We start from the raw sequence: 25668 nt of genomic DNA, 5'->3' as shown, positions 1-25668 counted from the left end.
GAGTGAGTCGCGTGGCGAGTATCTTCGCCGTCGCAATAACCTAGCCTGCGCTGTGCCTCCTTGGCGGTGCATGCGTGGTGACGGGCTGCGGGTGGACAATCCAAGCTTCTTTCGTCTTTACTGGCGTTGCCCGCGCGGCGCATCTTTCCATGTCTTTCTTCGACCCCACCGTGTTGATTTTGCTGGCCATCGCTGGCCTCAGCATCTTCGCCCGCAACTACACCGTGGCCGCCGCCATGTTGGTGCTGATCGTCATTCGGCTCACGCCGCTGGCAGCGTATTTCCCGTGGGTGCAGAAGCACGGGCTCAACCTCAGCATTGCGCTGCTGATGGTCGCGGTCATGGTGCCTATTGCCAATGGCCAGATCGCGCCGATGGACTTGCTGAAATCGTTCACCCATTGGAAATCGGCTGCCGCCATCGTGGTGGGCATTTTTGTGGCGTGGTTGGGGGGGCGCGGCGTCTCTCTGATGGGCGCCCAGCCCGGCGTGGTGGCGGGGCTGATGGTGGGCACGGTGCTCGGCGTGGCTTTTTTCCGTGGTGTGCCCGTGGGGCCGCTGATTGCGGCAGGCTTGCTTTCGCTGTTGATTGGGAAATCGTGAAGCCGAGGCTGACTAAACAATCGCGACGTGCACCACTGAAAACAAGATCACGCCCACCAGGGCCAGTCCAAACAGGGTAACCGTTGCCAGCAGCCAAATCAGCACCGTGTCGGCATCTTCTTGGCTGAGATGGCCAGCTTCGATGTCCTTGCCGCACATGGCTGACCAGATGGCTTTGGTGGGGATGGAGAGGCGTATGGCCGGTAGTCCCGCATGTATGTCGTTCAGTGTCATGGAACCCTCGAGTGTTGCTGCACCAGGGCTCTATGGTCGCGCTGAGGGCCGGGCAAAGTGTGACGCAACTGTCACGCCCTGCACGACGGTGCATGCCCCTACCGGCTCAGCCCGGCCTTAGGGGTGCACGCTGGCGGCGGTCAGCCGAACCACCACCGGGCGCACACCCAGCACGCAGACGAACGCCACGGGCATGGCAAGCGCATAGGCGCTGAGTACGCGACCGAAGTAGCCATCGGTCAGGCCAGTGCCCGCGGCCACGATGACCGCACACATCAGAAAAGCCATGATGCCGGCCATGTAGAAAGCAAAGACGAAGTGACTGAAACGCTTCGGCACTTTCCAGAAAGCGGGACGCGCGGATGGGGAAATGGGAGATGACTGAGGCATTTTGAAGTTGGGCTAATTGAGTTGGGTAATTGGAGGGGTTGGATTCACAGGTGATGGCGTCACTGTAGAAGTCCCAAGGCTCTCGCACTAGCCCGACGGAAGCACTTTCACTGCTAAGCTTGGCTTATGAATCCTGTGCTCAATTCCTAATTAAAAGCAATGTCCAACCTGCGAGGCATTGAAACGTTTGTGCGCGTGGTCGAAGGCGGAAGCATTGCCGCTGCGGCCCGACAGTTGGGTATCACCGCAGCAGCAGCCAGTCAGAACCTGGCCCGGTTAGAGAAAGAGCTCGGCACGCGGCTACTGAACCGCACCACGCGCTCGCAGGCGCTGACGGCGGCCGGAGAGGTCTATTTCACGCAGGTCAGCCAGTTGCTTGACGGCTTGGCGCAGGCTGAATCAGAGCTTGCGGCATTACAGGGTGCGGTGCAGGGCAAGCTCAAGGTCTCTTGCTCCGTGGCCTTTGGTCGTCATGTGGTGGCGCCGTTGATGCCAGCCTTCATGGCGCGTTATCCGCAGGTGCATTTGGAAATGCTGATGGTGGACCGCAACGTGGACCATCTGAAAGAAGATGTCGACGCTAGCATCCGGTTCCGGCATGTGTTGGAGCCCGGCCTGGTGGCGCGCCGAATCGCCACGGCGCCTATGGTCTTCTGCGCCGCGCCGGCCTACCTGCAAAAGCATGGCCGCCCCAACACGCCGGAAGATCTGGGCCAACACCCGTGCCTGGCGTTTCGCATGCCGCTGGACGGGCGCATCATGCAGTGGCCGTTTCTGCATAACGGCGTGCGTTTCGCCCCGCCCATTCAGACGGCTGCGGTGTGCAACGACATCGACACGCTTGCCGCGCTGGCCGTGGCGGGCGCGGGTGTGACGCGGCTCGGCAGCTTCATTGCCAACCCCTTGATTGCAGCCGGCAAGCTGGAGCCACTGTTTCTGTCGTCCTCTGGGCGCGCCCAGCTTGGCCATACCCAGGCCGACCCTGAGCCGTTGGAATACTTTGTTTGCTTTCGCGACCGCAAGCACCTGCCAAGCCCGGTGCGGGTGTTTGTGGATTTCATTGACGAAGCCTTGCGGGGACACCCGTTGCTATGCACCCCAACGTGGCCGCTTGAGGGGTGACGGCCTGGTTTGGCGCTGTATCAGCGCTCTGCAGGTGTAGATGAACGTCGAAGAGAAAGAAAGAGGGCCAGCGTGGCACAGGCCGAGCCCACACACAAAAGCGCCATCAGCACCATGCCCAGCAGGCTGCTCTGGCCCGTGACCGCAGCGCCCAGCCATATCACCGTGCTGCAAAACGAGGTCACCAGGCCCATGAGGCTGACGCATTCGTGCACCCGGTCAGGCAGCTGGAAACCAGTGGCATTCAGGCGACTGCGCCAATCAAAGCCGCTGTTGCGGCCGTTTGCGGTTTGTCCGTCGATGTGTATTGCCATGTCTGTTTCTCCTCAAGCTGTGGTTTCGAGTGGAGTGCGCTCTACGGCTAATGTGCGCAAGTTTTGAATTGTTCTCTGTAGGCGGCCGCCATGTGTTGATGTGTCTGGATTGCCTGGGGGCATTTTCAGGGCCAAACGCCCGAAGACCCCCGGCGGTGGCTGTCCAACAGATGCGTGTCCACCATGCCGATGGCCTCCATGAGTGCGTACATGGTGGTGGGGCCGACGAACTTGAACCCGCGCTTCAGCAAGGCCTTGCTCAAGGCGATGGATTCGGGGGATGACGTCGGGATGTCCGCCACGGTGCGCGGTTGCGGGGTCGTCTCGGGCTTGAAGGACCAGATCAATTCCGCCAACCCCTGGTCCTGGCGCAAGGCGATCGTCGCTTTGGCGTTTTGCACCGTGGCAACGATCTTGGCGCGGTTGCGCACGATCTCGGTGTCAGCCATCAACCTGTCGATGTCGGCCTCTGAAAAAGCGGCCACCTCGTCTGGCACAAAGTTCTGAAAGGCCGCACGGAAGCCTTCACGCTTGCGCAGGATGATGGCCCAGGACAAGCCCGACTGAAACGCTTCAAGGCTCACCCGTTCGAACAGCCCGCGCTCGTCTCGCACCGGCAAGCCCCATTCGGTGTCGTAGTAGGTGCGCAGCAGCCGGCTGACCGCCGCCCAAGGCGGGCGCGCCAGACCATCCTCGCATAGCACGGCGCCGATCGCCGGAGTCCCCGTAATCGGGACATTCGGCTCAGGCGGTGCTACCGATGTCTTGCGTTTTGAGGCAGATGCGGTCGATGCTTTCATGCAAGTTCTATTCGGCGGATCAGCAGGGTTGGCCTTTGCGTTCCACGATCCAGGTTGGCGCATCTTGCAGTGCGACCGGGCGCAGGAAACGGTCGACCGCGGCATAACCCACCGAGGTGGTGAACGGCTGGGTGGATGCTGGGAAAGGCCCTCCGTGCTGCTGCGCTGCCGCCACGGCCACGCCGGTGGGCACACCGTTGAACAACACCCGGCCGGCGATCTGCGAGGCAGCGCGCACCAGGCGGCGGTTGTCGGGGGTGTCGGCATCGGCGCCCCAAAGCGTGACGGTGAGCGAGCCGCCCACGGTGTGCAGCAGGGTGACCGCTTCGTCGGTCGAAGTGGTGCGCACCACCAGGGCCGCAGAGCCGAAGACTTCTTCTTGCAGTTCGTGGTGGGCAATGAATTCACTCGCGCTGACTTCTGCCAGGTAGGGGCGTGGCGCCAGGGAGTCCGCTGCCGGAACGTCTTGCACCAGCGGCTTCAGCACGCTGGACGCACGCCAGCGCGCCACACCCTTGTCAAAGGTGGAGCGGATGCCGGCCGACAACATGGCGTGTGGCTGCTGCGCCTGGAGCGCTACCGCGAAGCTCTGCACAAAGGCGTCACCAGCTGCACCAGCGGGCACCACGATCACACCAGGGCTGGTGCAGAACTGGCCTGCGCCCAGGCCAATCGAGCCCGCCAGCGTGGCGGCCAACTCGGTGCTGTTTTTCTCCAGTGCGGCGGGCAGCACCAGCAGCGGGTTGATGGAACCCAACTCGCCGTAGAACGGGATTGGCCGTGGACGGTCGCCCGCCACCTTGGCAAGTGCTGTGCCGCCCTTGAACGAACCCGTGAACGCCACGGCGGCAATCGCGGGCGCATTCACCAGTGCCACGCCCACTTCGATCGAGCCACCTTCCACGAACTGGAACACGCCCGCCGCCAGGCCTTGGGCTGCCACCACTTCATGCGCCAGGGCGGCCGTGGCACGCGATAGGGCAGGATGGGCCGGGTGGCCCTTGACGACCACCGGGCAACCGGCCGTCAGTGCCGCAGCCGTGTCGCCGCCGAGCACTGAAAACGCGAAGGGGAAATTGCTCGCCGAGAACATGGCCACGGGGCCAAGCGGCACGCGTGTACGTGTGAGGTGCGGGCGACCCACCGGGGGAGCACCGGCAATGGCGGCGTCGTCCACCACCGCGTGGATGGTGCCGGCAGCCAGGACGTCAGCGAAACCCTTCAGTTGAAAAATCGTGCGGTCGAGTTCGCCGTTCAGGCGTGGCAAACCGAGGCCGGTTTCGCGGTCGGCCAGCGCCACCAGCTTTTCGCGATCGGCTTCTAGAGCGGCGGCCAGCGCCTTGAGCAGGCTGCCGCGCGTGGCGGCGGAGGTGGCGGCAAATTCGTCGGCTGCAGCAGCGGCTGCAGCTACAGCGGTGTCGATGGCGGCGAGGGTCGATTCAGGCCAGCCGGCGTCGATGGCTTTGCCGGTGCGCGCTTCGAAGGATTGCAGCATGTGAGGTCCTAAAGGTTGAAAAGGTGAAAAGGTTGAAGACGTAGGTGAAGGCGAAAGATGCAGATAAAAGATGCAAATGATGCAGACGAAAAGCCAGCCTCGGCCGTTCCAGTCTATGCATGGATTTTGGCTGTTTTATGGCCGTTTGATGTGTCGTGTGGCGAATGCCCCCGATGGCGCCGCAATTGCTAACCGGGCCCATAGGCAACACCGCAACATGGTGCTAAAAATGGCAGACAGTATTGAGAGGGACGCGACATGCAAACTGTCAAACTCTGTTTGTGGCTGCTGGTGGGGTGCGCTGCGGGGTGCGCTGCGCAAACTGTCACGGAGGTTCGGGGCAATTTGTTCAACGACCCGTTTGTACGGGCCACTAACGGCATCTCGGAGTGTCCTGTTTCATCTGGACCGATGATCACCGAAGCCGATAAGCGTGCCCAGGAACACGGCCGCGTGGAGCGCGGTACCACCTGCTACCGCATGGGCCGTTGCCGCCTGCCCAACGCCTATTTGTACGACGCTGAAATCATTCCTCGTGTGCAAACGGCCATCACCATGGATGGCCGTTTTGCCGACACCAGTGTGTGGGCCGAAGGCCAGCGCCGTTGGGTGTGGCTCACCGGCTGTGTGCGCAGTGCTGAGCAAGCCACGGCGCTGGAGCAACTGGTGCGCAACATCGACGACGTGGAGGCCGTGGTCAATGAATTGAAAGTCTGGCCGCCTGCATCCAGGTGACGAGGCTGCGCTTGCGGTGCTTCAGCGCCTCGACGACACCACAATGCCGCCCACGATCAGCAAGAACGCCGCGCCGTGGAACAGGTGCGGCATTTCGCCCAGAAACGCGGCCGACATCAGCGCGGCAAACAAGGGAGTGAGGTTGGAGAAGAACCCCGCCGTGGCAGGCCCCACACGCTGTAGCCCTGCGCCCCAGCAGCCGTAGGCCAGCACCGCAGGCCCCACCGCCACAAACAGCAGTGCCAGCGCCAGCGGCCAACCCCAGCCCATGTGGGGCGAGGTGATGGCCCATTCCCCGGCCGTCATCAGGCTCGACCAGGCCAGGCCAAACACCACCTGGGCCAGCAAAAAGGCAGCCCAGTCTTGCCGCACGGCGGCCGGTTCTTTGGTGCGCGTGAGCATCCAGCTGTAGAACGACCACGACACCGTGGCCAGCAGCATGAACAGGTCGCCGGGTACCAGGCGCAGCGCCATCAGCTCGGCCCACTGGCCACGGCTCAGCACCACCAGCACACCAGCGGTAGAAAACAGCGCGCCGATGATCTGCCGCCCGGAAACCTTGGCGCCAAAACACAGGGCGCCAATCGCCAGCATCCACATCGGCATGCTGGCCGCGACCAGCGTGACGTTGATGGGCGAGGAGGTTTGCAGCGCCAGGTATTGAAGCGTGTTGTACAGGCCCACGCCCAGCAGCCCCAATAGGCTGTAGCGGCGCCAGTGTGTCCACAGCCCGGCGTCGCGGCGCAGAGCCCAACTGGCCATAGGCAGCAGGATCAGTAGCGCCAGTACCCAGCGCAGAAAATTAAACGTGAACGGTGGAATCAGCGTGTGAACCATGCGGCCCACCACGGCGTTGCCGGCCCAAAGCAAGGGCGGAATCACCAGCAGCAAAATGGTGCTGGGCGTTAGTCGTTGTTGCATGCGCGGGAATGTACCAGCGCCTCGGTGGCGCAGTGCCCGAAGGGCTTTTGTAAAGCGCCTGTTCTGCAGGCTCGGCGTATTCATGGCAGGATGCCTGCCGTTGCATTTTTTATCCCTTTTGGAGACACATTCATGAGCGAAACCAGCAAAGTCGTACAGATCCAGGAACACGGCGGCCCCGAGCAGTTGAAACTCGTGAGCGTGACGGTGGGCGACCCCGGCCCAGGCGAGATCCGCATCCGCCACAAGGCCATCGGCCTGAACTTCATCGACGTGTACCAACGCGCTGGCGTCTACAAAATGCCCATGCCTTTGAACCTGGGCATGGAAGCCTCGGGCGTGGTCGAAGCCGTGGGCGAGGGCGTCACCCACCTGCGTGTGGGCGACCGCGCCGCCTACGCCAGCCAGCCACCCGGCAGCTACAGCGAGCTGCGCGTGATGCCCGCGCGCACGGTGTGCAAGCTGCCCGACGCCATCTCGTTTGAAACCGGCGCGGCCATGATGCTCAAGGGCCTGACGGCGCAATACCTGTTGAAGAAAACCCTGCCGCAAGGTGGTTTGCAGGCTGGCGATTTTGTGCTGTTCCACGCGGCAGCCGGTGGTGTAGGCTTGATCGCCAGCCAATGGGCGCGGGCCTTGGGCCTGCAGCTTATCGGCACGGCAGGGTCGGACGCGAAGTGTGCGCTCGCCAAAGAAAACGGCGCCACCCACGTCATCAACTACAACACCGAAGACTTTGCCGCGCGCGTGAAAGACATCACCGGCGGGCAGGGCGTGAAAGTGGTCTACGACTCGGTGGGCAAAGACACGTTTGAGAAGTCGCTGGAGTGCCTGCGCCCGTTTGGCCTGATGGCGTCTTTTGGCAATGCCTCGGGCGTGGTGCCGCCGGTGGCTCCCGTGGTGCTGGCGCCCAAGTGCCTGTACCTCACGCGCGCCACGCTGTTCACCCACATGGCCACACGCGAAAGCACGCAGGCCATGGCCGACGATTTGTTTGCCGTGGTGGAAAGCGGCCAAGTGAAGATCCACATCGACCAACGTTACCCGCTGGCCGACGTGCAGCAAGCGCACCGCGACCTCGAAGCGCGCAAGACCACCGGCTGCACCATCCTCACGCTGTGATGCTGGCATTGCCCGCACCGTTGCTGCATGCCGACGACCATGCCTGGCTGGCGCAACTGCGCCAGCAGGTCGACCTGCCGCCGCGTGTAGAACGCCAGCCCTTGTGGCTTGGGGACGTGGCGGTGGGCTCGGTGGAGCCGGGTTATCTGGACGGCTTGCCGTCCGCAGGCCACTGGCAGATTCAGCCGCAACAACGGTCCGCCCAGCACGGCTGGGCCTTGTTGGGCGAGCCGCTACAGGCGCTGGCGGGCCTGGCTGATGTCTTGCGCGCAGCGGGCAAAGCCCACGCCTGGCGCAACGAGCAACTGGCGGTGCACGATGAACTGACGGGCGAGCGTGTGGCCACGGTCGAACGTGCCGTGGTGCGTGGACTGGGCATTGCCACGCGTGCCGTGCACTTGATCGGTGTGGCGCCCGACGGCCGACACTGGGTGCAGCAACGTGCGCTCACCAAGTCCAACGACCCCGGCCTGTGGGATACCTTGATGGGCGGCATGGTTTCTGCCTCGGACGACCTGCCAGCCGCCCTGGCGCGCGAAACCTGGGAAGAGGCCGGTTTGCACGTGGCCGCGTTGGCCGACCTGCGCTATGGCGGCGAAGCGGTGTTCCGTCGCCCGACAAGTGACTGCGCGGGCACGGGGTATGTGGTCGAGGTGATCGACTGGTTCGTCGCCACAGTGCCGGACAGCCTGGTGCCGGAAAACCAGGATGGCGAGGTCCAAGCCTTCGCCTTGATGACGCCAGACGAGATCTGGCGCCACATGCGCGCTGGCCTCTTTACAGCCGAGGCAGCGCTGATCCAAGTCGCAGCCTGGAGGCTTTGAGGGTGCTTCGAGCCTGACTGGTTTTTGAGCCTCAGTGCCCGGCGGCGGAGATCAAAAAGCTGGGCATCTGGCAGCATTCGGAACAGAATGAGGGTGCCTAGTTCGCCATTCGTATCTGCTTCCAAAAAGGTCAGAAGGCTTACGATCCATGACGCGCGCCTTGGGCCCGCCCTACGCTCCTGTTCTCACGGCTTTGCGGCGGCTTGTCTCCGCCTACGAGGCCGAGGAGCCGCTGGCCGCGCGCTTCCGTGCCAAGCAACTGCAGGCCGTCATGGGGCTCACCCCGCTAGCGATGGTGGTGAACCTGCTGAATGCGGCCTTTGTCATGCACAACCTGGCGGCCGCCGCACCTTGGTTGTGGCTCTGGTTTGCGGTGTTGCTGCTGTTTGCCACGCAAGGGCTGCGCGCCTGGTTTCGTGCGACGCGTCGGCCGCCGCGCCAAACGGCTTCGCGCCAGGGCATGCGGCGTTCCGTTCGGCACGCTGCGGCACTTGGGCTGCTGTGGGGGCTGCTGCCTGCGCTGTTGCTGCACAGCGTCCCGGTGCAGAGCCAGCAGCTCTTGGCCATCATCTCCTGCGGCATGATTTGCGCCGGTGGTTTTGCGCTGGTGACGGTGCCAGCAGCGGCCATGGCCTATGTTTTTCTGCTCACGGCGGGCTCGTTGACCGGCTTGCTGCGTGCGGATGCGATGGGCACCAGCGCGCTGTTCTGGCTGTTGCTGATCTACAGCACGGTGGTGGTGGGCTCGGTGCGGGTCATGGCGCGCTCTTACGGCGCACGGCTGGTGGCCGAGGCCGATGCGGCGCAGAAGGAACAGATTGTCGGCCTGCTGCTGCGCGACTTTGAAGAAAACTCCAGCGACTTTCTCTGGGAGCTGACCTCGCGCGGCACGCTGGGCCATGCTTCCACCCGGCTATGCCAGGCGCTGTGTTTCGACCCTGCACAAGATGCCGGCCTGGGCCTGGTGGCCTTGATGGCGCGTACCTATGCCACCCCGACCACGCATCCACCGCCCTTGCCCGAAGATGCCATGCGCTATCTGGATCAACTGCGCCTGGCACTGGCGGAGCCCGTGCCGTTTCGCGATCTGCTGGTGCCCGTGGTGCTGGACGGCAGCCTGCGCTGGTGGGCCATGACGGCGAAACCCATGCTGCAGGACGTCCAGGCCCCGACAGGCTGGCGCGGTGTGGGCGCAGACATCACCGACCGTAAACGTGTTGAAGACGAGATGCAGCATCTGGCCCATTTCGACGTGCTGACGGGGCTGGCCAACCGGCGCCACTTCCAGCGGCGGCTGCTGCGGCATTGCGCGGCTGACGGCAGTGCCTCGGGGCGGGCGGCATTGCTGTGCATCGACATGGACAACTTCAAGCGCGTGAACGACGCTTATGGCCACGCCAGCGGCGACCTGCTGCTGAAAACCGTGGCCCAGCGCCTGGCGGGCGCGGTGCGTGGGCGTGACCTGGTCGCGCGCTTGGGTGGTGACGAGTTCGCCATCCTGCTCGATGGCATGGCGCAGGCCGACGAGGTGCGGCCCTTTGCCGAGCGGCTGATGCAGTCGGTCGAGCAGCCCTGCAGTTTGTCGGGGGCGCGCTTTGTGCCGCACATCAGCATTGGCATCGCGCTGCTGCCGGCCGATGGCCGCACGGCCGACGAAGTGCTGCACCATGCTGACCTGGCCTTGTACGAGGCCAAGGCCCGGGGGCGGCGCCAGGCGATGTTTTTCTCGGCCGAGATGGATGTCAAGTCGCGCCGGCGTATCGCCATGGAAGACGCTTTGCGCGGCGCCATGGCGCGTGGTGAACTGCATTTGGAATACCAACCGCAAATCGCGCTGCAGCAAGGCCACGTGACCGGTTTGGAAGCGCTGCTGCGATGGAAGAGCGAACGTTTTGGCCAGGTATCGCCACGCGAGTTCATCCCGATTGCCGAGGAGGCCGGCTTGATTCGCGACATTGGCCTGTGGGTGTTGGAGACCGCTTGCCAAAACGTGCACAAGTTGCCGCCGCATGTGTTGATGGCGGTGAACCTGTCGGCTAGCCAGTTCGACGACGCCCTGTTAGTGGACAAGATTCTGGATGTGCTGTTGCGCACCGATGTCGACCCGCGCCGTTTGGAGCTGGAGATCACCGAGTCTGTTTTTCTCGCCGACACCGAGGACGTGCTCACCGCGCTGCACCGGCTGCGCGCGGCGGGCTTGCGCATCGCGCTGGACGACTTTGGCACGGGTTATTCGTCGTTGGCCTATCTGCGCAGTTTTCCGTTCGACAAGCTGAAGATCGACCAGTCTTTCATCGCCACCATCAGCGACAGCATGGAGTCGGAGTCGATTGTGCGGCTGGTGATCGACCTGGCCGGTGTGCTGCGCATGGAAACCACGGCCGAGGGCATTGAGACCGTGCGGCAGTACGACCGGCTGAGCCACCTGGGCTGTGCCACCGGCCAGGGTTACTACTTCGCGCGGCCACAGCGGCTGGAGGCGTTGCTGGCGTGGCTTTTGTCGAGGGAGCTCAATCCCGAGGCGGCAATTGATGCGCCACTTGCGCCACCAGTTCCCACACCAGTGCCACCAGCGGCGCCAGCGCGCGGTGCTTACGGTGAACCAACATGATGCGGCGCTCCACACGCGGTGTCAGCCGCGTCACCGTGAGTGCGTGGCCTTGCAACTCAGCGGGCGTGAGCGCCAGGGCCGGCAGCACGGTGATGCCGATGCCGGCCTCGACCATACGAAACACGGTGGTGGGGTGGCCCAGCTCCTGCATCACGCTGACCTCGGCTTGTTGTTCGGCCAGCGCCTTGTCGATGAGGCGCCGGCTGCCCGAGGCGTGGTCCAGCAGCACCAGGTTTTCGCCCGCTAGCGCGCGCCAGGGCACGCTTTTGCGCTGCGCCAAGGCGTGGTCGCTGCGCGTCACCAGGCAAAACGGCTCGCGCAAGATGGGCTGGCAATGCAGGTCGTCGGGGGCCGACGGGTCGATCACCACGCCAAAGTCAACCTCGCCCGACCGCACGCTGCTCAACACGTCTTGCTGCACGCGGTCGAGCAGCACCAATTGAATCTCGGGGTGTTGTTCGGCGCAGAGCGCGATACACGCCGGCATGAGGTTGGCCGACAGAGTAGGGCTGCTGGCCACGCGCACCTTGCCTCGCCGCGCCTGGGCCATGCCTTGCACATCTTGTAGCGACAGTTCCAGCTCGTCCAGCAGGCGGTCGAGTTTGCCGGCGAGGTTGCGGCCCGCCTCGGTCGGTTCCACCTCGCGCGTGGTGCGGTTCAGCAGTTGCAGGCCGAGTTGGCCTTCCAGCTCGCGAATGCAGCGGCTGATGGCGGGTTGCGTCAGGCCGATCTGATCGCCGGCGCGGCTGAAGTTGCGGTGTTGCACCACGGCCTGGAACACGCGCAACTGGCGCAGAGTGACATTCATCATGATTAATCATGAATCTATCAGATAAATCCATTTCATTTTTCAATCCAGAAACGGTCCAATCCACCCCATAACTAAATTGCTGAGGTGTGTGCCATGTCCCGTCCCCGTTTTTTGCCCGATAACTTCACCCTCGCCCTGGTGGTGACCGTTTCGTTGGCCAGCTTTTTCCCGGCACGTGGCAGCGTGGCGCACGGTTTTGAATGGCTGACTACCGCCGCCATCAGCCTGCTGTTTTTTCTGCACGGCGCCAAGTTGTCACGCGAGGCGGTGGTGGCCGGCGCCACACACTGGCGCCTGCATTTGCTGGTGTTGGCCAGCACGTTTGTCATGTTCCCGGTGCTGGGCCTGTTGCTCAAGCCGGTGCTGGCGCCGCTGGTCACGCCCGATTTGTATTTGGGCATTCTGTTTTTGTGCTGCTTGCCCGCCACGGTGCAGTCGGCGATTGCGTTCACATCGATGGCGCGCGGCAATATTCCCGCGGCGGTGTGCAGCGCTTCGGCATCTACGCTGATTGGCGTGTTTGTCACGCCGATTCTGGTGAGCCTGGTGGTCACGCCTAATGGCGGTGACGCTGGCCCGTCGCTGGGTTCCATCGGCCGCATCTTGCTGCAGTTGATGCTGCCGTTTGTCATCGGCCAACTGGCGCGCCCCTTCATCGCGGGTTGGATCAAGAAGCAAGGCAAGTTGGTCAAGCTGGTCGACCAGGGTTCGATTTTGCTGGTGGTGTTCACCGCCTTCAGCGCGGCGGTGGTGGAAGGCCTGTGGCAGCAAATTCCCGCCGTGTCGTTGCTCGGCCTGGTGGTGGTGTGCTGCGTGTTGCTGGCCTTGGCGCTGGTGCTCACGCGTTACACCAGCCGTAAGCTCGGCTTCTCGACCGAAGACGAAGTCACCATCGTGTTCTGCGGCTCGAAGAAGAGCCTGGCCAGCGGTATTCCCATGGCAAAGGTGCTGTTTGCTTCACACGCCGTGGGCGCGATTGTGTTGCCGCTGATGTTGTTCCATCAGATCCAGTTGATGGTCTGCGCGGTGCTGGCGCAGCGTTATGCGCAGCGGCGCGAGGTTGCGCCTGCGGCAGTCACCGCTGAAGCACAGCAATCTTAAAAGTTACTGGGCTGGCGCTGCCCGGTACAGCGCTTTCACAAAGTCCGATTGCGTAAGCATGCCGACCAGGCGGCGCTCGGCGTCGATCACCGGAATGTGGTGGTGGCCGTCTTCGGTGAACACCGGCACCAGGTCGCTCACACGCCGGTCGGCACTGGCCACGCGCACTTCGCGCGTCATGATCTGGCCCACCACTTCCGGCCGCTCGGAATGCAGCGTGCCGCTGGGGCGCACCAAGGCTTTGAGCCGGGCGCCCAGGCCGTCGTGCTGCTCGGGCCCGGCCAGGCGCATGAAGTCGGCCCGGGTGACGATGCCCACAATGCGGCGGCTGCGGTCGATGATGGGCAGTGCTTTGATGCGCTGGCTATGCATCAGCGTCCATGCTTCATCAAGCGAGGTGCCAAACTGCACGGCGGTCACGTTGGGCGTCATCACGTCCGCGCAACGCAGGTTGCCAAAGCGGCGCTGGTAGGCGGCCGATTCGGCCTCGTGCAGCAAGTCTTCCAAGTCGTCTCGGCTGATGTCGAGCACCTGGTTGTAGTGCTGCAGCGCGGTGTCCAGGTCGGCGGTGGTGAAGCGGCCGCCACGCTCGGTTTTGGGTGCGGGCGTGGACTGTGCGTGCGGGTAACGGCGGCCGGTGAGGCGGTTGTAGAGCACACCCGCCAACACCAGCAGCAAGCAGTTCACCAGCACTGGAAACAGCACAAACGACAAACTCACACCGCCCAAGGCCGACAACAATGCCGCTGCGCCCCCTGGCGGGTGCAGGCAGCGCAGCCAGAACATCAAACCAATGGCCAGTGCGACGGCCACCGCACCGGCAAACGCCGGGTCGGGAATGGCCATGGCGCACAACGCGCCCACCAGTGCAGACAAGCTGTTGCCACCTACCACGGCCCACGGCTGCGCCAAGGGGCTGGACGGCACGGCAAACACCAGCACCGCGCTCGCGCCAATGGGGGCTACCAGCCACGGTGCGGCCGCATGGGCACCAACCGCAGTCGACGCGCCATAGCGGCACAGCAACGCCACCAGCAAAATGCCTAAAGCCCCACCCGCCACGCTGCGCCAGCGCTCGCGGCCATCCACCTGTAAAGCGCGCGGCCAGAACGAGGCCAGGAAGTCTTGTGTGGAACGCCAGTTCATCGTTGTGGCGCCTTCCAAGGCAGGCCACGCAGTTGCTCGCGTTGTTCGTCCTCATGAAAGTGCGCCAGGGTGGGCTTGATCAAGTCACTGCGCGAGACGATGCCCACGATGCGCTGCGAAGACGCATTGGCCACCACCGGCAAGCGCTCCAGGCCATAACGCGCCATGCGGCTCGCCACCTGGCGGCAGGTCTCGGTGGGCAGGGCGACTTGCGGCGGCGGCAGGGCGTTGAACAATTCGGCTACCGGCACTACCAGGCGGTCGGCCATGGCGTTGGTTTGCAGCATGGCGCGGTCGAGCATGCCGAGCAACACGCCGTTTTGTTGCACCGGGTAGGCACGGTGGGTTTGACCAGTGCCGAAGTGGCTGGCCAAAATGGCGCCAACGGTGGCGGTGGCATCCACCGTCTGCACGGTGTGGCTCATCACCTCGCCTGCAAACGCGCGCTCCAGCGGGTCTACGCCGTGCTCCTGGTAAATGTGCCGACCCCGGCGCGCAATTTTCTCGGTCATGATGGAACGACGCATGGTCAGCACGGTGAAGCCGTAACCCACGGCCGACGCGGTAAGCAGTGGCAGCAGCGCGTTCATGTCGCCCGTGAGCCCCAGCGCAAACACGGTGGCAGTGAGCGGCGCGCGCAGCGTGCCCGACAAGGTGGCCGCCATGCACACCAGCGGCCACAGCGCGGCATCTGGCCCAGGCAACACATGGCCCAGCACCACGCCCAAACCGGCACCCATCATCAGCAGCGGCGCCAACACTCCACCCGAAGTGCCCGAGCCCAAGGCCACCACCCAGATGATGGCCTTGACCGCCAGTACCGCGCACACCACACCCAGGGCCAGCCGGTTGTTCAGCAGGTCGCCAATCACGTCGTAGCCCACGCCCAAGGCGCGCGGTTGCAGCCAGCCGCCAATGCCGACCACCAGCCCACCCATGGCGGGCCACCACATCCAGTGGACGGGCAACTTGCCGAACAGGTCTTCCACCTTGTAGAGCGAGCTGGACAACGCGGCGGCCAGCGCGCCACAGGCCAGGCCGGCTACGGCGCATGACAGCAAAGTTAGCGGGCCGGGCACGGCGGTGTGCAGCGGAAACAGCGGGCCCGGGTCCATCAACAGCGGCCGCAGAAAACCCGCCACCGCACATGCCATGGCCACCGGCAGCAGGCTGCGCGGGCGCAATTCAAACAGCAGTAGCTCCACCGCCAGCAGCACTGCAGCGACAGGTGTGCCGAACACGGCCGTCATGCCCGCTGTGGCGCCGGCCACCAGCAAGGCCTTGCGCTCGGCGGCGGTCAGGTGAAAGTGCTGTGCCAGCAGCGAGCCAATGGCGCCGCCGGTCATGATGATGGGCCCCTCGGCGCCAAACGGGCCGCCGCTGCCGATGACGATGCCCGATGACAGCGGCTTCAACACCGCCACCTTGGGCGACATCTGGCTCTTGCCAAACAGAATCGCCTCAATCGCTTCCGGGATGCCATGGCCACGGATTTTTTCCGAGCCCCAGCGGGCCATCACGCCGATGATGAGCCCGCCCATCACCGGCAGTGCGATCACATACGCGCCCAAGTGGTGGGTGGCGGGCGAGTGGTCGGCGAGTGAAAACGTCTGGAAGAAAAACAGGTTGGTGAAGAAGCGAATCAAACCCAGCAGCACCCACGCCGCCACAGTGCTGCAGCCGCCAATGACGCAGGCCAGCGCGGTGATGCGCAGCAGGCGCTCGTCCATGTTGAAGTCGCCAAAGCCACGGTGCGTGGACGCACGCGTGGCCGCCAAAGAGGGGATGAGCTTTTTCATGAGGGAGCGGACGGTGATCAGGACGCAGGGAAATCGATCTTCGGCACCTCGAACACGCCTTGCAAAGACTTGAGTTCCGCGCGGTGCAGGGCGGCCAGGCGTTGCAGCAGTTCTTCGCCAGCGGGTAACAAATGCACCTGCACTTGGCGGCGATCCGCCTCGTCGGGTCGGCGTTCTACCAGCCCCAGAGCTTCGCAGCGCGACACCAGGGTGACGGCGGCGTGCGGCAGCACCTGCAGACGCTCGGCCAGTTCACCCACGGTCGCCCATTCACGGTCGGCAGCGCCCTTGATCTGCAGCATCAGCAGGTATTGCTGGGGCTTGATGCCCTCTTGCATGGCGGCCAGTTCAGAGAAGCGCTCGAACTTGCGCATCTGGTAGCGAAACTCGGCCAGGGCCTGGAAGTCTTTTTTCTTGAGCACGGCTAAGCCTCGGGTCACAAAGCCCGTATTTATATCACGTCGTGATATTGTTTGCTGGCGCTGTTCGCGTTATTGCGCCAGCCCGAGTGATCTGCTTAGCCGTCTGCGCGCAGCAATTCCGCCACCACGCGGGGGTAGAGCAGGTGCTCTTGCGACAGCACCCGGGCCGACAAACTGGCCGGCGTGTCGTTGGGTAGAACGGGCACCGTCACCTGGCCCAGGATGGGGCCGTGGTCCAGCTCGGGTGTGACGCGGTGCACCGTGGCACCGGCGACTTTGCAGCCAGCTTCAATGGCGCGCTGGTGCGTGCGCAAGCCGGCAAACGCGGGCAGCAGCGAGGGGTGGATGTTGATCAGCCGCCCGGCATAGCGCTGCACAAATCCTTCAGTCAAGATGCGCATGAAGCCGGCCAGCACCACCAAATGTGGGGCATGGGTGTCGATCACCTTGGCCAATTCAGCATCGAAAGCGGCGCGGGGATCTTCGGCCTGGGCGAACTGTTTGTGGTCGACCACGGCGGTGGTGATGCCTTGCGCACGCGCGTATTCCAGCCCTTCAGCATCCGCTTTGTTGCTGATGACGGCCGCAATTTGGGCACCGTAACGGGTGGCCCAACCCTCGCTTTGGGCCGCTTTTACGATGGCTGCCATATTGGAGCCACCGCCTGAGATCAAAATCACGATGTTTTTCATACCTGTGGGAATTATCTCCGTGACCAACGCCTTCTCTCCCCTGACCCCTGTCGAAGCCCGCGTGCTGGCCACGCTGATGGAAAAAGCCCGCACCGTGCCCGACAGTTATCCGCTGTCGCTCAACGCCTTGGCGATTGGCTGCAACCAGAAGACCACGCGCGACCCCATCATGAATTTGAGCGAGGCCGAAATCCTGACCGCGCTGGACGAACTCAAGACGCGCGACCTGGTGCGCCCCGCCAGTGGCAGCCGCGTGGCGCGCTTCGAGCACAACTTTCAACGTGGTGTGGGGGTGTTCGAGCAAGCGGCGGTTTTGCTGGGCATGCTGATGCTGCGCGGTCCGCAAACGGCGGGCGAGTTGCGGCTGAACACCGAGCGCTGGTATCGCTTTGCCGATATTTCGTCGGTCGATGGCTTTCTCGAAGAACTGCAAGACCGCTCGGAAGAGAAGGGCGGTCCGCTGGTGGTGAAGCTGCCGCGCGCGCCGGGCGCGCGTGAGCAGCGCTGGGCGCATCTGCTGTGCGGCCCGGTGGATGTTGAGATGCTTGCAGCAGGTGGTGGCGATGGTGGAGGTACGGTGGGCATCGGTTCCGTGGCCGCTTCGGCAGAGTTGCAGGCCCGCGTGGTCGTGCTGGAAAACGAGGTGGCGCAATTGCGCGCCACGGTGGACAAACTGTGTGCGGAGCTGGGCATTCCGAATTCCACAACCACCTCGACAACCACGATGGAGTCACCTTTGTCTCCGTCCTGACAGCCGGGCGCGAGGTCCGGTGCTAAAAACCAGTGAACCGCAGGAATTGCGGCAACGGTACAACGGAGACAAAAAACATGGACCTCGCTTTCACCCCCGAAGAACAAGCTTTTCGGGAAGAAATTCGCACCTGGGTGCACGCGCACCTGCCGGCCGACATCGCGCACAAAGTGCAAAACGGCCTGCGCCTGAGCCGCGACGACCACCAGCGCTGGGCGCGCATCCTCGGCAAAAAGGGCTGGCTCGGTCACGGCTGGCCTAAGCAGTTTGGCGGGCCGGGCTGGAACGCGGTGCAAAAACACCTGTTTGAAGAAGAGTGCGCCTTGGCGGGCGCACCGCGCGTCGTGCCATTTGGCCCGGTGATGGTGGCGCCGGTGATCATGGCGTTTGGCAACACCGAGCAGCAGCAGCGTTTTTTGCCCGGCATCGCCAGTGGCGACGTGTGGTGGAGCCAGGGCTACAGCGAGCCGGGCTCGGGCTCTGACTTGGCATCGGTCAAAACGCGTGCCGAACGGCAGGGCAACAAGTACATCGTCAACGGCCAAAAGACCTGGACTACGCTGGGCCAGTATGGCGAATGGATTTTCTGCCTGGTGCGCACCAGTACCGAGGGCAAGCCGCAAACCGGCATCAGCTTCTTGTTGATCGACATGAAATCGCCCGGCGTGAGTGTGCGCCCCATCGTGCTGCTGGACGGAGAGGCCGAGGTTAACGAGGTGTGGTTCGACAACGTGGAAGTGCCGGCCGAGAATCTCATTGGCGAAGAAAACAAGGGCTGGACCTACGCCAAACACCTGCTGAGCCACGAGCGCACGAACATTGCCGACGTGAACCGCGCCAAGCGCGAACTTGAGCGGCTGAAGCGCATCGCCAAGGCCGAAGGACTGTGGGACGACCTGCGTTTCCGCGACGAGATCGCCAAGCTCGAAGTCGATGTGGTGGCACTGGAGATGATGGTGCTGCGCGTGTTGTCGGCCGAGAAGTCGGGCAAGAACTCACTCGACGTGGCGGGCCTGCTGAAGATTCGCGGCAGCGAGATCCAGCAGCGCTACACCGAGCTGATGATGCTGGCCGCCGGCCCCTACAGCCTGCCGTTCATTTTTGAGGCCATGGAAGCCGGCTGGCAGGGCGACTTTCCTGGTGGCGAGGTGGGCCTGGCGCCGCTGGCGCCCACCTACTTCAACTACCGCAAGACCACCATCTACGGTGGCTCCAACGAAGTGCAACGCAACATCGTCGCGCAGACCGTGCTGGGTTAAATCAAAAAATAACGGAGCAAACCAATGGACTTCGATTTCTCTGACGACCAAGAACAACTGCGTGACGCCGTGCGCAAGTGGGTAGACCGGGCTTACACCTTCGAGCGCCGCAAAACCGTGGTGCAGGCGGGCGGCTTTGCGCGCGAGGCTTATGGTGAACTGGCCGATCTGGGCTTGGCCGGTCTCTACATTCCGGAAGACGATGGCGGCCTGGGCATGGGCCCGGTAGAAGGCATGGTGGTGATGGAAGAACTGGGGCGCGGCATCGTGCTCGAACCGCTGAGCCAGACGCTGATGGCGAGCGCGGTGATCGCCGGTGTGGCTTCGTCTGAGGTCAAAGCCGCCTGGCTGCCGAAGATCGCCTCGGGCGAAGCGCTGGTGGTGCTGGCGCAGCAGGAGCGTGGTGCGCGCTACAAGCTCGATGTTTGTGCATCAAAAGCGACTTCTGCGGCCGGTGGTTATGCGGTAACAGCTACTAAAAACATAGTGCCTGCGGGCGACCAGGCCGATGCCTTCTTGGTGCCCTCCAAGCTCGGCGACAAGATCGCCTTGTTCTTGGTGGAGCGTGGCGCAGCGGGTGTCACCACACGTGGCTACGTGATGCAAGACGGCAGCCGCGCGGCCGACGTGCAACTCGCCAACAGCCCGGCCACCCTGGTGACGCTCGATGGCCTGGCCGCGCTGGAGCACGCGGTCGACATCGGCATCGCCTGTGTGTGTGCTGAGGCCGTGGGTGTGATGGACAAGACCCTGGCCATCACGGCCGAGTACCTGAACACCCGCAAGCAGTTTGGCGTGGTCATCGGCAGCTTCCAGGCGCTGCGCCATCGCCTCGCCGACATGAAGATGCAGTTGGAGCTGGCGCGCTCCATGAGCTACTACGCCGCACTCAAGCTCAACGCCCCGGCCGACGAACGCCGCCGCGCCTTGGCGCGCGCCAAGTACCAGTTGGGTGTGTCCATGCGTTTTGTGGGCCAGCAAGCGGTGCAGTTGCACGGCGGCATTGGGGTGACGGACGAGTACATCGTCAGCCACTACTTCAAGAAACTGACGCAACTGGAGATGACGTTTGGCGACACGCTGCACCACTTGGGCGAGGTGTCTGGCCGCATGCAGGAGACGGCTGGGGTGTTTGCTTAAGAGCGTCTGCTGCAGTCATTTGCATGAAAAAGGACCGCAACTCTGCGGTCCTTTTTTTCGTCTTTGAGCTTCTCGATCGGGGCGACTATTGCCTCACTTTGTGCGGCGGCGTGTAGCGCACAAACCTGCCAAACCCAAGCCTAGAAGGGCAAAAGAGCCTGGTTCAGGAATCTTGTTTGGCAGCACTTGGTTGAAGCCGACCGCCAGGTTGTCGAATTCAAACGCACGGCCCTTGGTGACAAACTCAAAATCCCGGAAAGTCTCGTTTTCATTGAAAAAAATGTTCACATAGATGTTGGTCGAGTCCGCGTCGCGGTTGCCCGAAATACCGTGAAATTGGTTGATCAGGCTACTACCCGTGATAGTGACCAACTTCTTGTTGTTCTCGTCATAGAAGATGATGTCGTTGTAGGTGTCGATAGAGCCGTAGTACAGTCCGATGTAGTTCAGCTTCGACCCCGGAGCGATGCCCGGAGGCAAGCCAAGGTAGGTGATGCGCACGGCGTCCGGCAGTGCGCCGCCTGGGCCCGGGCCGTAAGCGTAACAACCGCTGTCACCCGCTGGTGGCGCTGCGACGCCTGGTTGGTAGCCGGTGCGGAATCCGTAGGTTCCGCCGGATAGGTTCACCAGACTTGAGGGGGTGTCTAGGCCGCAGCCGAATGAATTGCCGCCGCCGTTCTTGGCGCCAAAGGTGTCGACGAACAGTTGAGATCCGGGTGCCGCCACGTTATCGGCTCCCAACAAGGGACTGGTTTTGCCCGAGAAGTCACCGCCAGCCACATTGGTGTTGGTGAAGTCAAAATTAATGACGTACGCATGGGCTGGTACTGTGATGACGGCCGACGCCGCGAGCAGTGCACTCAAAAAAATCTTCTTCATCTGTAATCCTATAAATATATACAACCTATTTACAACCACCGGTTGCATACACTTCAATGCAATAACAAGGCCAGAGATCAGAAGTTCTTTTAAATCAATTGCCTGAATTTTTATGCTTGTTTAAACAAGCATCGATTGTAAAAAATGCCGACGTTGCGTAACTGGCATTGCTCTGATAAATGTTACCTTTTCCCTTGCTGGGCGCCTGTTCAACGTGATCGGGCGTTACACGTATCCGCCAAAAAAAAGACCGCAAGATTTGCGGCCTTTTTGAGCAATAAGAGTTGCTTAAGTAGAACAAATTGCCATCACTGCTTGCGGCGACGGCGGGTGAGTCCTAAGGCGCCCAGGCCGAGACCCATTAACGCCAGCGAGCCTGGTTCGGGAATTCTGTTGGGTGATGCCACGTTAAAGCCCAGCACGAGGTTGTCCATCTCGAACGCGCGACCGTTGGTGTGGAATTCAAAGTCTTTGAAGAACTCGTTTTCACCAAAGTAGATGTTGACGTAGATGTTGGAAGAATCGAGAAACTGGTTGCCCGATGTGCCCTTGAACTGGTTGATCAGGCTCGTGCCCGTCACGGTGACCAGCTTCTTGCCATCTACACCGTAGAACGTGATGTCGTTGTAAGTGTCGATTGAGCCGTAGTACAGGCCGATATAGTTGAGATGCGAGCTCGGGTCAACACCAGGCGGCAATCCAAGATAGTTGATACGTACCGTGTCAGACAACGAACCATCTGCGGAAGGACCGTAGGCGTAACAGGTGCTGTCACCCGCAGGCGCGGCTGCAACGCCCGTCAGGGTGCCAGTGCGGAACCCATACGTGCCGCCGGTGAGTGCGACCAGGCTAGATGAGGTGTCGAGACCGCAACCAAACGAATTGCCGCCGCCGTTTTTGGCACCGAAGGTATCGACAAAAATGCCCGAGCCTGGCGTAGCGACGTTGTTTGCACCGACTAGTGGGCTGGTTTTTCCGGAGAAGTCGCCGCCCGCGACGTTGGTGTTGGTGTAGTCAAAGGTCACCAAATAGGCGTGAGCAGGCACTGAAATGGTGACTGCGGCAGCCAAAAGCGCACCAGTTAGTAGGCTTTTCATTATTCAGTCCTTGTAAAAATTATGTAAATTGCTTTTGATTATTTGACTTAAGCAATAACGGGGCCAATGAGGAAAATCTTTTTAAATCAAATGCTTGCGCAGATGTATTTGTAACAATGATGCGGGTGTGTAAATGTTTCCGATGTGAAATAAATCACATTTAATAATCGAAGAGGCCAAGCAATCTGGTTGAGTTAGGTTTTCCAGAAAAGCCGTTGACTTCCTCCGGTTTGCAGGTTGCGCACTATTAATTTTTCCCACGGCAGGATCAAGGTGGCATTAAGTCATGGCAAGGTTCACAACATTCTGAGTAAAGACGATTGAGCAATGAGCCAAGGCAAACGAATATCTCCCGACATCGGCAGCGATGCCGTGCAAGCCATCAAAGAAATGGGGGCGGCCATTAAAGGCGCGCGCCTCGCGGTAGGTGAGGGCCAGGCGGCTGCGGCGGCCCGCCTGGGTGTGCACGTGCAAACCATTGGCCGCATTGAAGCCGGTGAGCCAGGCGTGGCGATTGGGCATGTGATGGGCTTGTTGTCGCTCTACGGCATCAGCACCCATTTGCAAACGCCCACGCTTGAGGCCTCGCCGCCTGACACCGATTGAAAGGCAGAAGATGGCAGAGCAGCTTACGAAGAAGATGAAGTCTCTTGAAGCGACGGTGGTGAGTCAAGCGCTCGACGTGCCTGCACACGTGGTCTACGCCTTTGCCCGCCAAGAAGCGAACTTGCCGCAATGGGCTTCTGGCCTGGCCCACGGGGTGGAGCAGCAGGGCGATGCATGGTTTGCCGACTCGCCCATGGGCAAAGTCCGCATCGACATGGCGCCCCAAAATGCGTTTGGGGTGCTGGACCACGACGTCACGCTGCCCGATGGCACGAGCGTGCACAACGCCTTGCGTGTCACGCCCTGCGGCTATGGCAGCCTGCTGACCTTTGTGGTGTTGCGATTGGAGTGCGTGTCGCAAGAGAGCTTTGATGCGGACGTGGCGCATGTGCGGCGGGATCTCGCCGCGTTGACGCGCTTGCTGGAAAGCCGGTAGAAATCCAGTAGGCCATCCGGCAATGTCGCAGCCTAGGGATTCGGCTTCAGTCCTTTTCCGGGCGCACTCCGAGTAGGTTCTTCAGTTGCAGAGACTTCTCCAGATCATCACACCACCTCGCGTACTGCGGGACCGACGGCGGTAGAACGGTGCCTGTCAGGCTGGCGGCAATTTCCACCAGCAGCAGCTCATGGCGTTCCAGCTTTGCAGTGTCTTCCTGCTTCTCTAAAAGAGCCGCAATGCGGAGGAGCTCGAGTCGAGCAAGGGTCTTTGAATTCATGAGAGTCGCCCGCGTTCCAGTTGAGCAAGTTGTAACAATCGAGAAAATTATGCCCATCGCCAGGGCAAAATTTGTCAGACATTGCCTCATCTTTTGCTCGTCGTTCGGCGACTTGATGGCTGAAGGCTGCGGTTGAAGACAACCAAAATATCGACGACGAGAGACACCAAGCAGACGCTCAAAAAGAGGCCAAAACTGCCAGGGTTATGAGCGACTACCCCGAGGCGAGCAGGGCTGACCGGGGCGCTGGCCCGATCTCTGGTTTGCTCTAAACCAATAGCCGAGACGATTTCGGCACGTGCGCCATCAAAAAGTCCATCTGGTCGGCCAGGATACGCCGGTTCCGCAAGATGAAGTCTTCCCACAGGCTGGGCACGTAAGGCGCGTACAGCAGCGGCATGTTGGCCTGCTCGGGCGTGCGGTTGCTCTTGCGGTGGTTGCAGGCGCGGCAAGCGGTGACCACGTTCATCCAATGGTCGGCGCCACGCTGGCCCAGCGGTTTGATGTGCTCGCGGGTCAGCACTTCTTCATGGAAACGCTGGCCGCAGTAGGCGCATACGTTGCGGTCGCGCACAAACAGTTTTGAATTGGTGAGGCTGGGGCGCAGCTCAAAAGGGTTGATGCTGGGCACACCGCGTGTGCCGATGATGCTGCTGACGGTGATGATGGATTGCTGGCCGGTGATGGCGTTGTGCCCGCCGTGGAACACCGCCACTTGGGCGCCAAGTTCCCAGCGTACGTCCTCCGCCGCATAGTGGGTCACCGCTTCTTCAAGCGAGATCCACGATTGGGGTAACCCTTGCGCTGACAACTTCAAGACCTTCAAAGCACGCCTCCATACAGAGTCGAACGGGCACTGACATGAATTGCTGTGGCGGTCAGCCGGTTGATTCACCGCCACTGCGTCACAATATACAGTGTTTTCATGACTTCCATGCTGACGGCGCCCGGTAGCTGGGCGCAACACGCTATCAAAAATATAACAGCCATGCAGGTTTTTCGCGGCTTTCATTACCCCGGCATCGCGCCCGCCTGCGCTTTGACCATCGGCAATTTCGACGGTGTGCACCGTGGCCACCAGGCCATGCTGGCGCTGCTCAAGAACGAAGCCCAGCACCGTGGTGTGCCCAGTTGCGTGCTCACTTTCGAGCCGCATCCGCGCGATTACTTCGCCGCCGTGCTTCACAAGCCCGAGCTGGCGCCAGCACGCATCGGCACGCTGCGCGACAAGCTCACAGAGCTGGCGCGCTGCGGTGTCGACCAAACCATCGTGCTGCCTTTCGATGCCCGGCTGGCGAGCCAAAGTCCGGACGCGTTTATCCGCGATGTGCTCCAGCAAGGCCTGGGCGCGCGCTACGTGCTGGTAGGCGACGATTTCCGTTTTGGCGCCAAACGCGCGGGCGACTACACCATGCTGGATGCGGCGGGCGGCGCCCTCGGCATCGACGTGGCGCGCATGAACAGCTACGAGGTACACGGCCTGCGTGTGTCCAGCTCAGCGGTGCGCGATGCGCTGGGGCAGGGCGACATGGCCGCCGCCGCGCGCCTGCTGGGGCGGCCTTACAGCATCAGCGGCCACGTGGTGCATGGCCGCAAGCTCGGCCGTGAATTGGGCTGGCCCACGCTGAACCTGCGCTTTGCGCACTGGAAGCCGGCCGCCAGCGGCATCTTTGCCGTGCACGTGCATGGTTTGGCCGACCAGCCCTTGCCCGGCGTGGCCAACCTGGGCGTGCGCCCCTCACTCGACCCGAACGATGTGAACGGTGGGCGGGTGCTGCTGGAAACCTATTGCCTGGAATGGCCCGACACGCTGGGGCGGGACGGGGCGTACGGTAAAATTATTCGCGTGGAACTGTTGCACAAATTGCATGACGAGTTGAAGTACGCCAGTCTGGACGCCTTGAAAACAGGCATTTCCAAAGACTGCGACGACGCACGCGCATACTTTTTGACCATGCACGCCGAGACCAGCCGCCAGACCACGCGCGACCGAATTTAGACGACGACCGTGCGTCGTATACCCTGCCGCGTCGGCTTGGCTGGCGTCGCCAGGGTTTCTCCCTGACCCCTCATCGCCGT

28 protein-coding genes are annotated in these 25668 nt (G+C 62.2%); 13 read left to right on the top strand and 15 right to left on the bottom strand.

The features are described from left to right. Positions 1-149: 149 nt before the first annotated feature. Complete coding sequence (locus ACPWMG_RS21300; RefSeq protein WP_483301513.1) at positions 150-602, top strand: DUF441 domain-containing protein; 453 nt, start codon at positions 150-152, stop codon at positions 600-602. Positions 603-614: 12 nt separating this feature from the next. On the opposite strand, the gene ACPWMG_RS21295 is transcribed toward ACPWMG_RS21300, so the two are convergent. Together ACPWMG_RS21295 and ACPWMG_RS21290 are read right to left on the bottom strand one after the other, a co-directional pair. Next, entirely contained in the window at positions 615-836 is a 222-nt protein-coding gene (locus tag ACPWMG_RS21295; RefSeq protein ID WP_483301512.1) for a hypothetical protein, read from the bottom strand. 117 nt (positions 837-953) lie between these two features. After that, positions 954-1124, bottom strand: a complete 171-nt coding sequence (locus ACPWMG_RS21290; RefSeq protein ID WP_483301511.1) for a DUF2798 domain-containing protein — start codon at positions 1122-1124, stop codon at positions 954-956. A gap of 261 nt (positions 1125-1385) precedes the next feature. On the opposite strand from ACPWMG_RS21290, the gene ACPWMG_RS21285 reads away from it, so the two are divergent. Then, positions 1386-2348, top strand: coding sequence for a LysR family transcriptional regulator (locus ACPWMG_RS21285; RefSeq protein ID WP_483301510.1), 963 nt, complete (start codon positions 1386-1388; stop codon positions 2346-2348). A gap of 20 nt (positions 2349-2368) precedes the next feature. On the opposite strand, the gene ACPWMG_RS21280 is transcribed toward ACPWMG_RS21285, so the two are convergent. The 3 genes from ACPWMG_RS21280 to ACPWMG_RS21270 form a co-directional block, all read right to left on the bottom strand. After that, on the bottom strand, positions 2369-2662 hold the full coding sequence (locus tag ACPWMG_RS21280; RefSeq protein WP_483301509.1) for a hypothetical protein: 294 nt from the start codon (positions 2660-2662) through the stop codon (positions 2369-2371). Between the two features lie 125 nt (positions 2663-2787). Then, a complete protein-coding gene (locus tag ACPWMG_RS21275; protein WP_483301508.1) occupies positions 2788-3462 on the bottom strand; it encodes a DNA-3-methyladenine glycosylase I in 675 nt (224 codons plus the stop codon). Positions 3463-3481: 19 nt separating this feature from the next. After that, complete coding sequence (locus ACPWMG_RS21270) at positions 3482-4957, bottom strand: aldehyde dehydrogenase (NADP(+)) (protein ID WP_483301507.1); 1476 nt, start codon at positions 4955-4957, stop codon at positions 3482-3484. A gap of 258 nt (positions 4958-5215) precedes the next feature. Here ACPWMG_RS21270 and ACPWMG_RS21265 point away from each other — a divergent pair, with 258 nt between their 5' ends. Then, positions 5216-5692: a BON domain-containing protein gene (locus ACPWMG_RS21265; protein ID WP_483301506.1), complete on the top strand. Its 477-nt coding sequence runs from the start codon at positions 5216-5218 to the stop codon at positions 5690-5692. Positions 5693-5713: 21 nt separating this feature from the next. Here the strand turns inward: ACPWMG_RS21265 and ACPWMG_RS21260 are convergent, their stop codons facing one another. Next, complete coding sequence (locus ACPWMG_RS21260; RefSeq protein ID WP_483301505.1) at positions 5714-6613, bottom strand: DMT family transporter; 900 nt, start codon at positions 6611-6613, stop codon at positions 5714-5716. Between the two features lie 132 nt (positions 6614-6745). Between ACPWMG_RS21260 and ACPWMG_RS21255 the strand changes: the two genes are divergently transcribed. From ACPWMG_RS21255 to ACPWMG_RS21245, 3 genes are all read left to right on the top strand, one after another. After that, positions 6746-7735: a quinone oxidoreductase family protein gene (locus ACPWMG_RS21255; RefSeq protein WP_483301504.1), complete on the top strand. Its 990-nt coding sequence runs from the start codon at positions 6746-6748 to the stop codon at positions 7733-7735. Then, entirely contained in the window at positions 7735-8559 is an 825-nt protein-coding gene (locus ACPWMG_RS21250; RefSeq protein WP_483301503.1) for an NUDIX hydrolase, read from the top strand. Before ACPWMG_RS21255 ends, ACPWMG_RS21250 begins: the two co-directional genes overlap by 1 nt. Positions 8560-8707: 148 nt before the next feature. Beyond that, a complete protein-coding gene (locus tag ACPWMG_RS21245) occupies positions 8708-11170 on the top strand; it encodes a putative bifunctional diguanylate cyclase/phosphodiesterase (protein ID WP_483301502.1) in 2463 nt (820 codons plus the stop codon). On the opposite strand, the gene ACPWMG_RS21240 is transcribed toward ACPWMG_RS21245, so the two are convergent. Beyond that, complete coding sequence (locus ACPWMG_RS21240) at positions 11070-11978, bottom strand: LysR family transcriptional regulator (protein ID WP_483305301.1); 909 nt, start codon at positions 11976-11978, stop codon at positions 11070-11072. The two genes, ACPWMG_RS21245 and ACPWMG_RS21240, sit on opposite strands and share 101 nt — an antisense overlap. A gap of 96 nt (positions 11979-12074) precedes the next feature. Here ACPWMG_RS21240 and ACPWMG_RS21235 point away from each other — a divergent pair, with 96 nt between their 5' ends. Then, on the top strand, positions 12075-13082 hold the full coding sequence (locus tag ACPWMG_RS21235) for a bile acid:sodium symporter family protein (RefSeq protein WP_483301501.1): 1008 nt from the start codon (positions 12075-12077) through the stop codon (positions 13080-13082). Positions 13083-13085: 3 nt separating this feature from the next. Here ACPWMG_RS21235 and ACPWMG_RS21230 read toward each other — a convergent pair whose 3' ends face one another. The 4 genes from ACPWMG_RS21230 to purN form a co-directional block, all read right to left on the bottom strand. Beyond that, positions 13086-14228 (bottom strand): HPP family protein, encoded by a 1143-nt coding sequence (locus tag ACPWMG_RS21230; RefSeq protein WP_483301500.1) that lies wholly within the window; start codon positions 14226-14228, stop codon positions 13086-13088. Further along, the gene (locus ACPWMG_RS21225) at positions 14225-16027 is read right to left on the bottom strand and encodes a chloride channel protein (protein WP_483301499.1); all 1803 of its coding nucleotides are present in this window, start codon (positions 16025-16027) and stop codon (positions 14225-14227) included. Before ACPWMG_RS21225 ends, ACPWMG_RS21230 begins: the two co-directional genes overlap by 4 nt. A 17-nt stretch (positions 16028-16044) precedes the next feature. Continuing rightward, on the bottom strand, positions 16045-16449 hold the full coding sequence (locus ACPWMG_RS21220) for a MarR family winged helix-turn-helix transcriptional regulator (RefSeq protein ID WP_483301498.1): 405 nt from the start codon (positions 16447-16449) through the stop codon (positions 16045-16047). Between the two features lie 95 nt (positions 16450-16544). After that, positions 16545-17141, bottom strand: coding sequence for a phosphoribosylglycinamide formyltransferase (gene purN, locus ACPWMG_RS21215; RefSeq protein WP_483301497.1), 597 nt, complete (start codon positions 17139-17141; stop codon positions 16545-16547). 76 nt (positions 17142-17217) lie between these two features. On the opposite strand from purN, the gene ACPWMG_RS21210 reads away from it, so the two are divergent. The 3 genes from ACPWMG_RS21210 to ACPWMG_RS21200 all read left to right on the top strand — a co-directional run bounded on the left by ACPWMG_RS21210 (position 17218) and on the right by ACPWMG_RS21200 (position 20291). Continuing rightward, positions 17218-17892 (top strand): YceH family protein, encoded by a 675-nt coding sequence (locus ACPWMG_RS21210; protein ID WP_483305300.1) that lies wholly within the window; start codon positions 17218-17220, stop codon positions 17890-17892. Positions 17893-17969: 77 nt separating this feature from the next. After that, a complete protein-coding gene (locus ACPWMG_RS21205; protein WP_483301496.1) occupies positions 17970-19151 on the top strand; it encodes an acyl-CoA dehydrogenase family protein in 1182 nt (393 codons plus the stop codon). Positions 19152-19175: 24 nt separating this feature from the next. After that, positions 19176-20291, top strand: a complete 1116-nt coding sequence (locus ACPWMG_RS21200) for an acyl-CoA dehydrogenase family protein (RefSeq protein WP_483301495.1) — start codon at positions 19176-19178, stop codon at positions 20289-20291. A 93-nt stretch (positions 20292-20384) separates the two neighbouring features. On the opposite strand, the gene ACPWMG_RS21195 is transcribed toward ACPWMG_RS21200, so the two are convergent. Both ACPWMG_RS21195 and ACPWMG_RS21190 read right to left on the bottom strand, forming a co-directional pair. Beyond that, entirely contained in the window at positions 20385-21170 is a 786-nt protein-coding gene (locus tag ACPWMG_RS21195; protein ID WP_483301494.1) for an Npun_F0296 family exosortase-dependent surface protein, read from the bottom strand. 308 nt (positions 21171-21478) lie between these two features. Next, the gene (locus ACPWMG_RS21190; RefSeq protein WP_483301493.1) at positions 21479-22267 is read right to left on the bottom strand and encodes an Npun_F0296 family exosortase-dependent surface protein; all 789 of its coding nucleotides are present in this window, start codon (positions 22265-22267) and stop codon (positions 21479-21481) included. Between the two features lie 327 nt (positions 22268-22594). On the opposite strand from ACPWMG_RS21190, the gene ACPWMG_RS21185 reads away from it, so the two are divergent. Then, positions 22595-22873 (top strand): helix-turn-helix transcriptional regulator, encoded by a 279-nt coding sequence (locus ACPWMG_RS21185; protein ID WP_483301492.1) that lies wholly within the window; start codon positions 22595-22597, stop codon positions 22871-22873. Between the two features lie 10 nt (positions 22874-22883). Further along, the gene (locus ACPWMG_RS21180) at positions 22884-23309 is read left to right on the top strand and encodes an SRPBCC family protein (protein WP_483301491.1); all 426 of its coding nucleotides are present in this window, start codon (positions 22884-22886) and stop codon (positions 23307-23309) included. A gap of 46 nt (positions 23310-23355) precedes the next feature. On the opposite strand, the gene ACPWMG_RS21175 is transcribed toward ACPWMG_RS21180, so the two are convergent. Further along, the gene (locus ACPWMG_RS21175; RefSeq protein ID WP_483301490.1) at positions 23356-23589 is read right to left on the bottom strand and encodes a hypothetical protein; all 234 of its coding nucleotides are present in this window, start codon (positions 23587-23589) and stop codon (positions 23356-23358) included. 268 nt (positions 23590-23857) lie between these two features. Further along, positions 23858-24415, bottom strand: a complete 558-nt coding sequence (locus tag ACPWMG_RS21170) for an HNH endonuclease (RefSeq protein ID WP_483301489.1) — start codon at positions 24413-24415, stop codon at positions 23858-23860. A gap of 162 nt (positions 24416-24577) precedes the next feature. On the opposite strand from ACPWMG_RS21170, the gene ACPWMG_RS21165 reads away from it, so the two are divergent. Beyond that, positions 24578-25588 carry a bifunctional riboflavin kinase/FAD synthetase gene (locus tag ACPWMG_RS21165; protein ID WP_483301488.1) on the top strand — a complete coding sequence of 337 codons (1011 nt, stop codon included), beginning with the start codon at positions 24578-24580 and terminating at the stop codon, positions 25586-25588. Positions 25589-25668 lie beyond the last annotated feature (80 nt).

Origin of the sequence: Hydrophilobacter chitinilyticus (assembly GCF_049860745.1) — a bacterium.
Lineage (GTDB): Bacteria > Pseudomonadota > Gammaproteobacteria > Burkholderiales > Burkholderiaceae_C > Rhodoferax_B.
The sequence above is the reverse complement of the archived record's forward strand: the minus strand, read 5'-3'. Positions and strand labels throughout refer to the sequence as shown.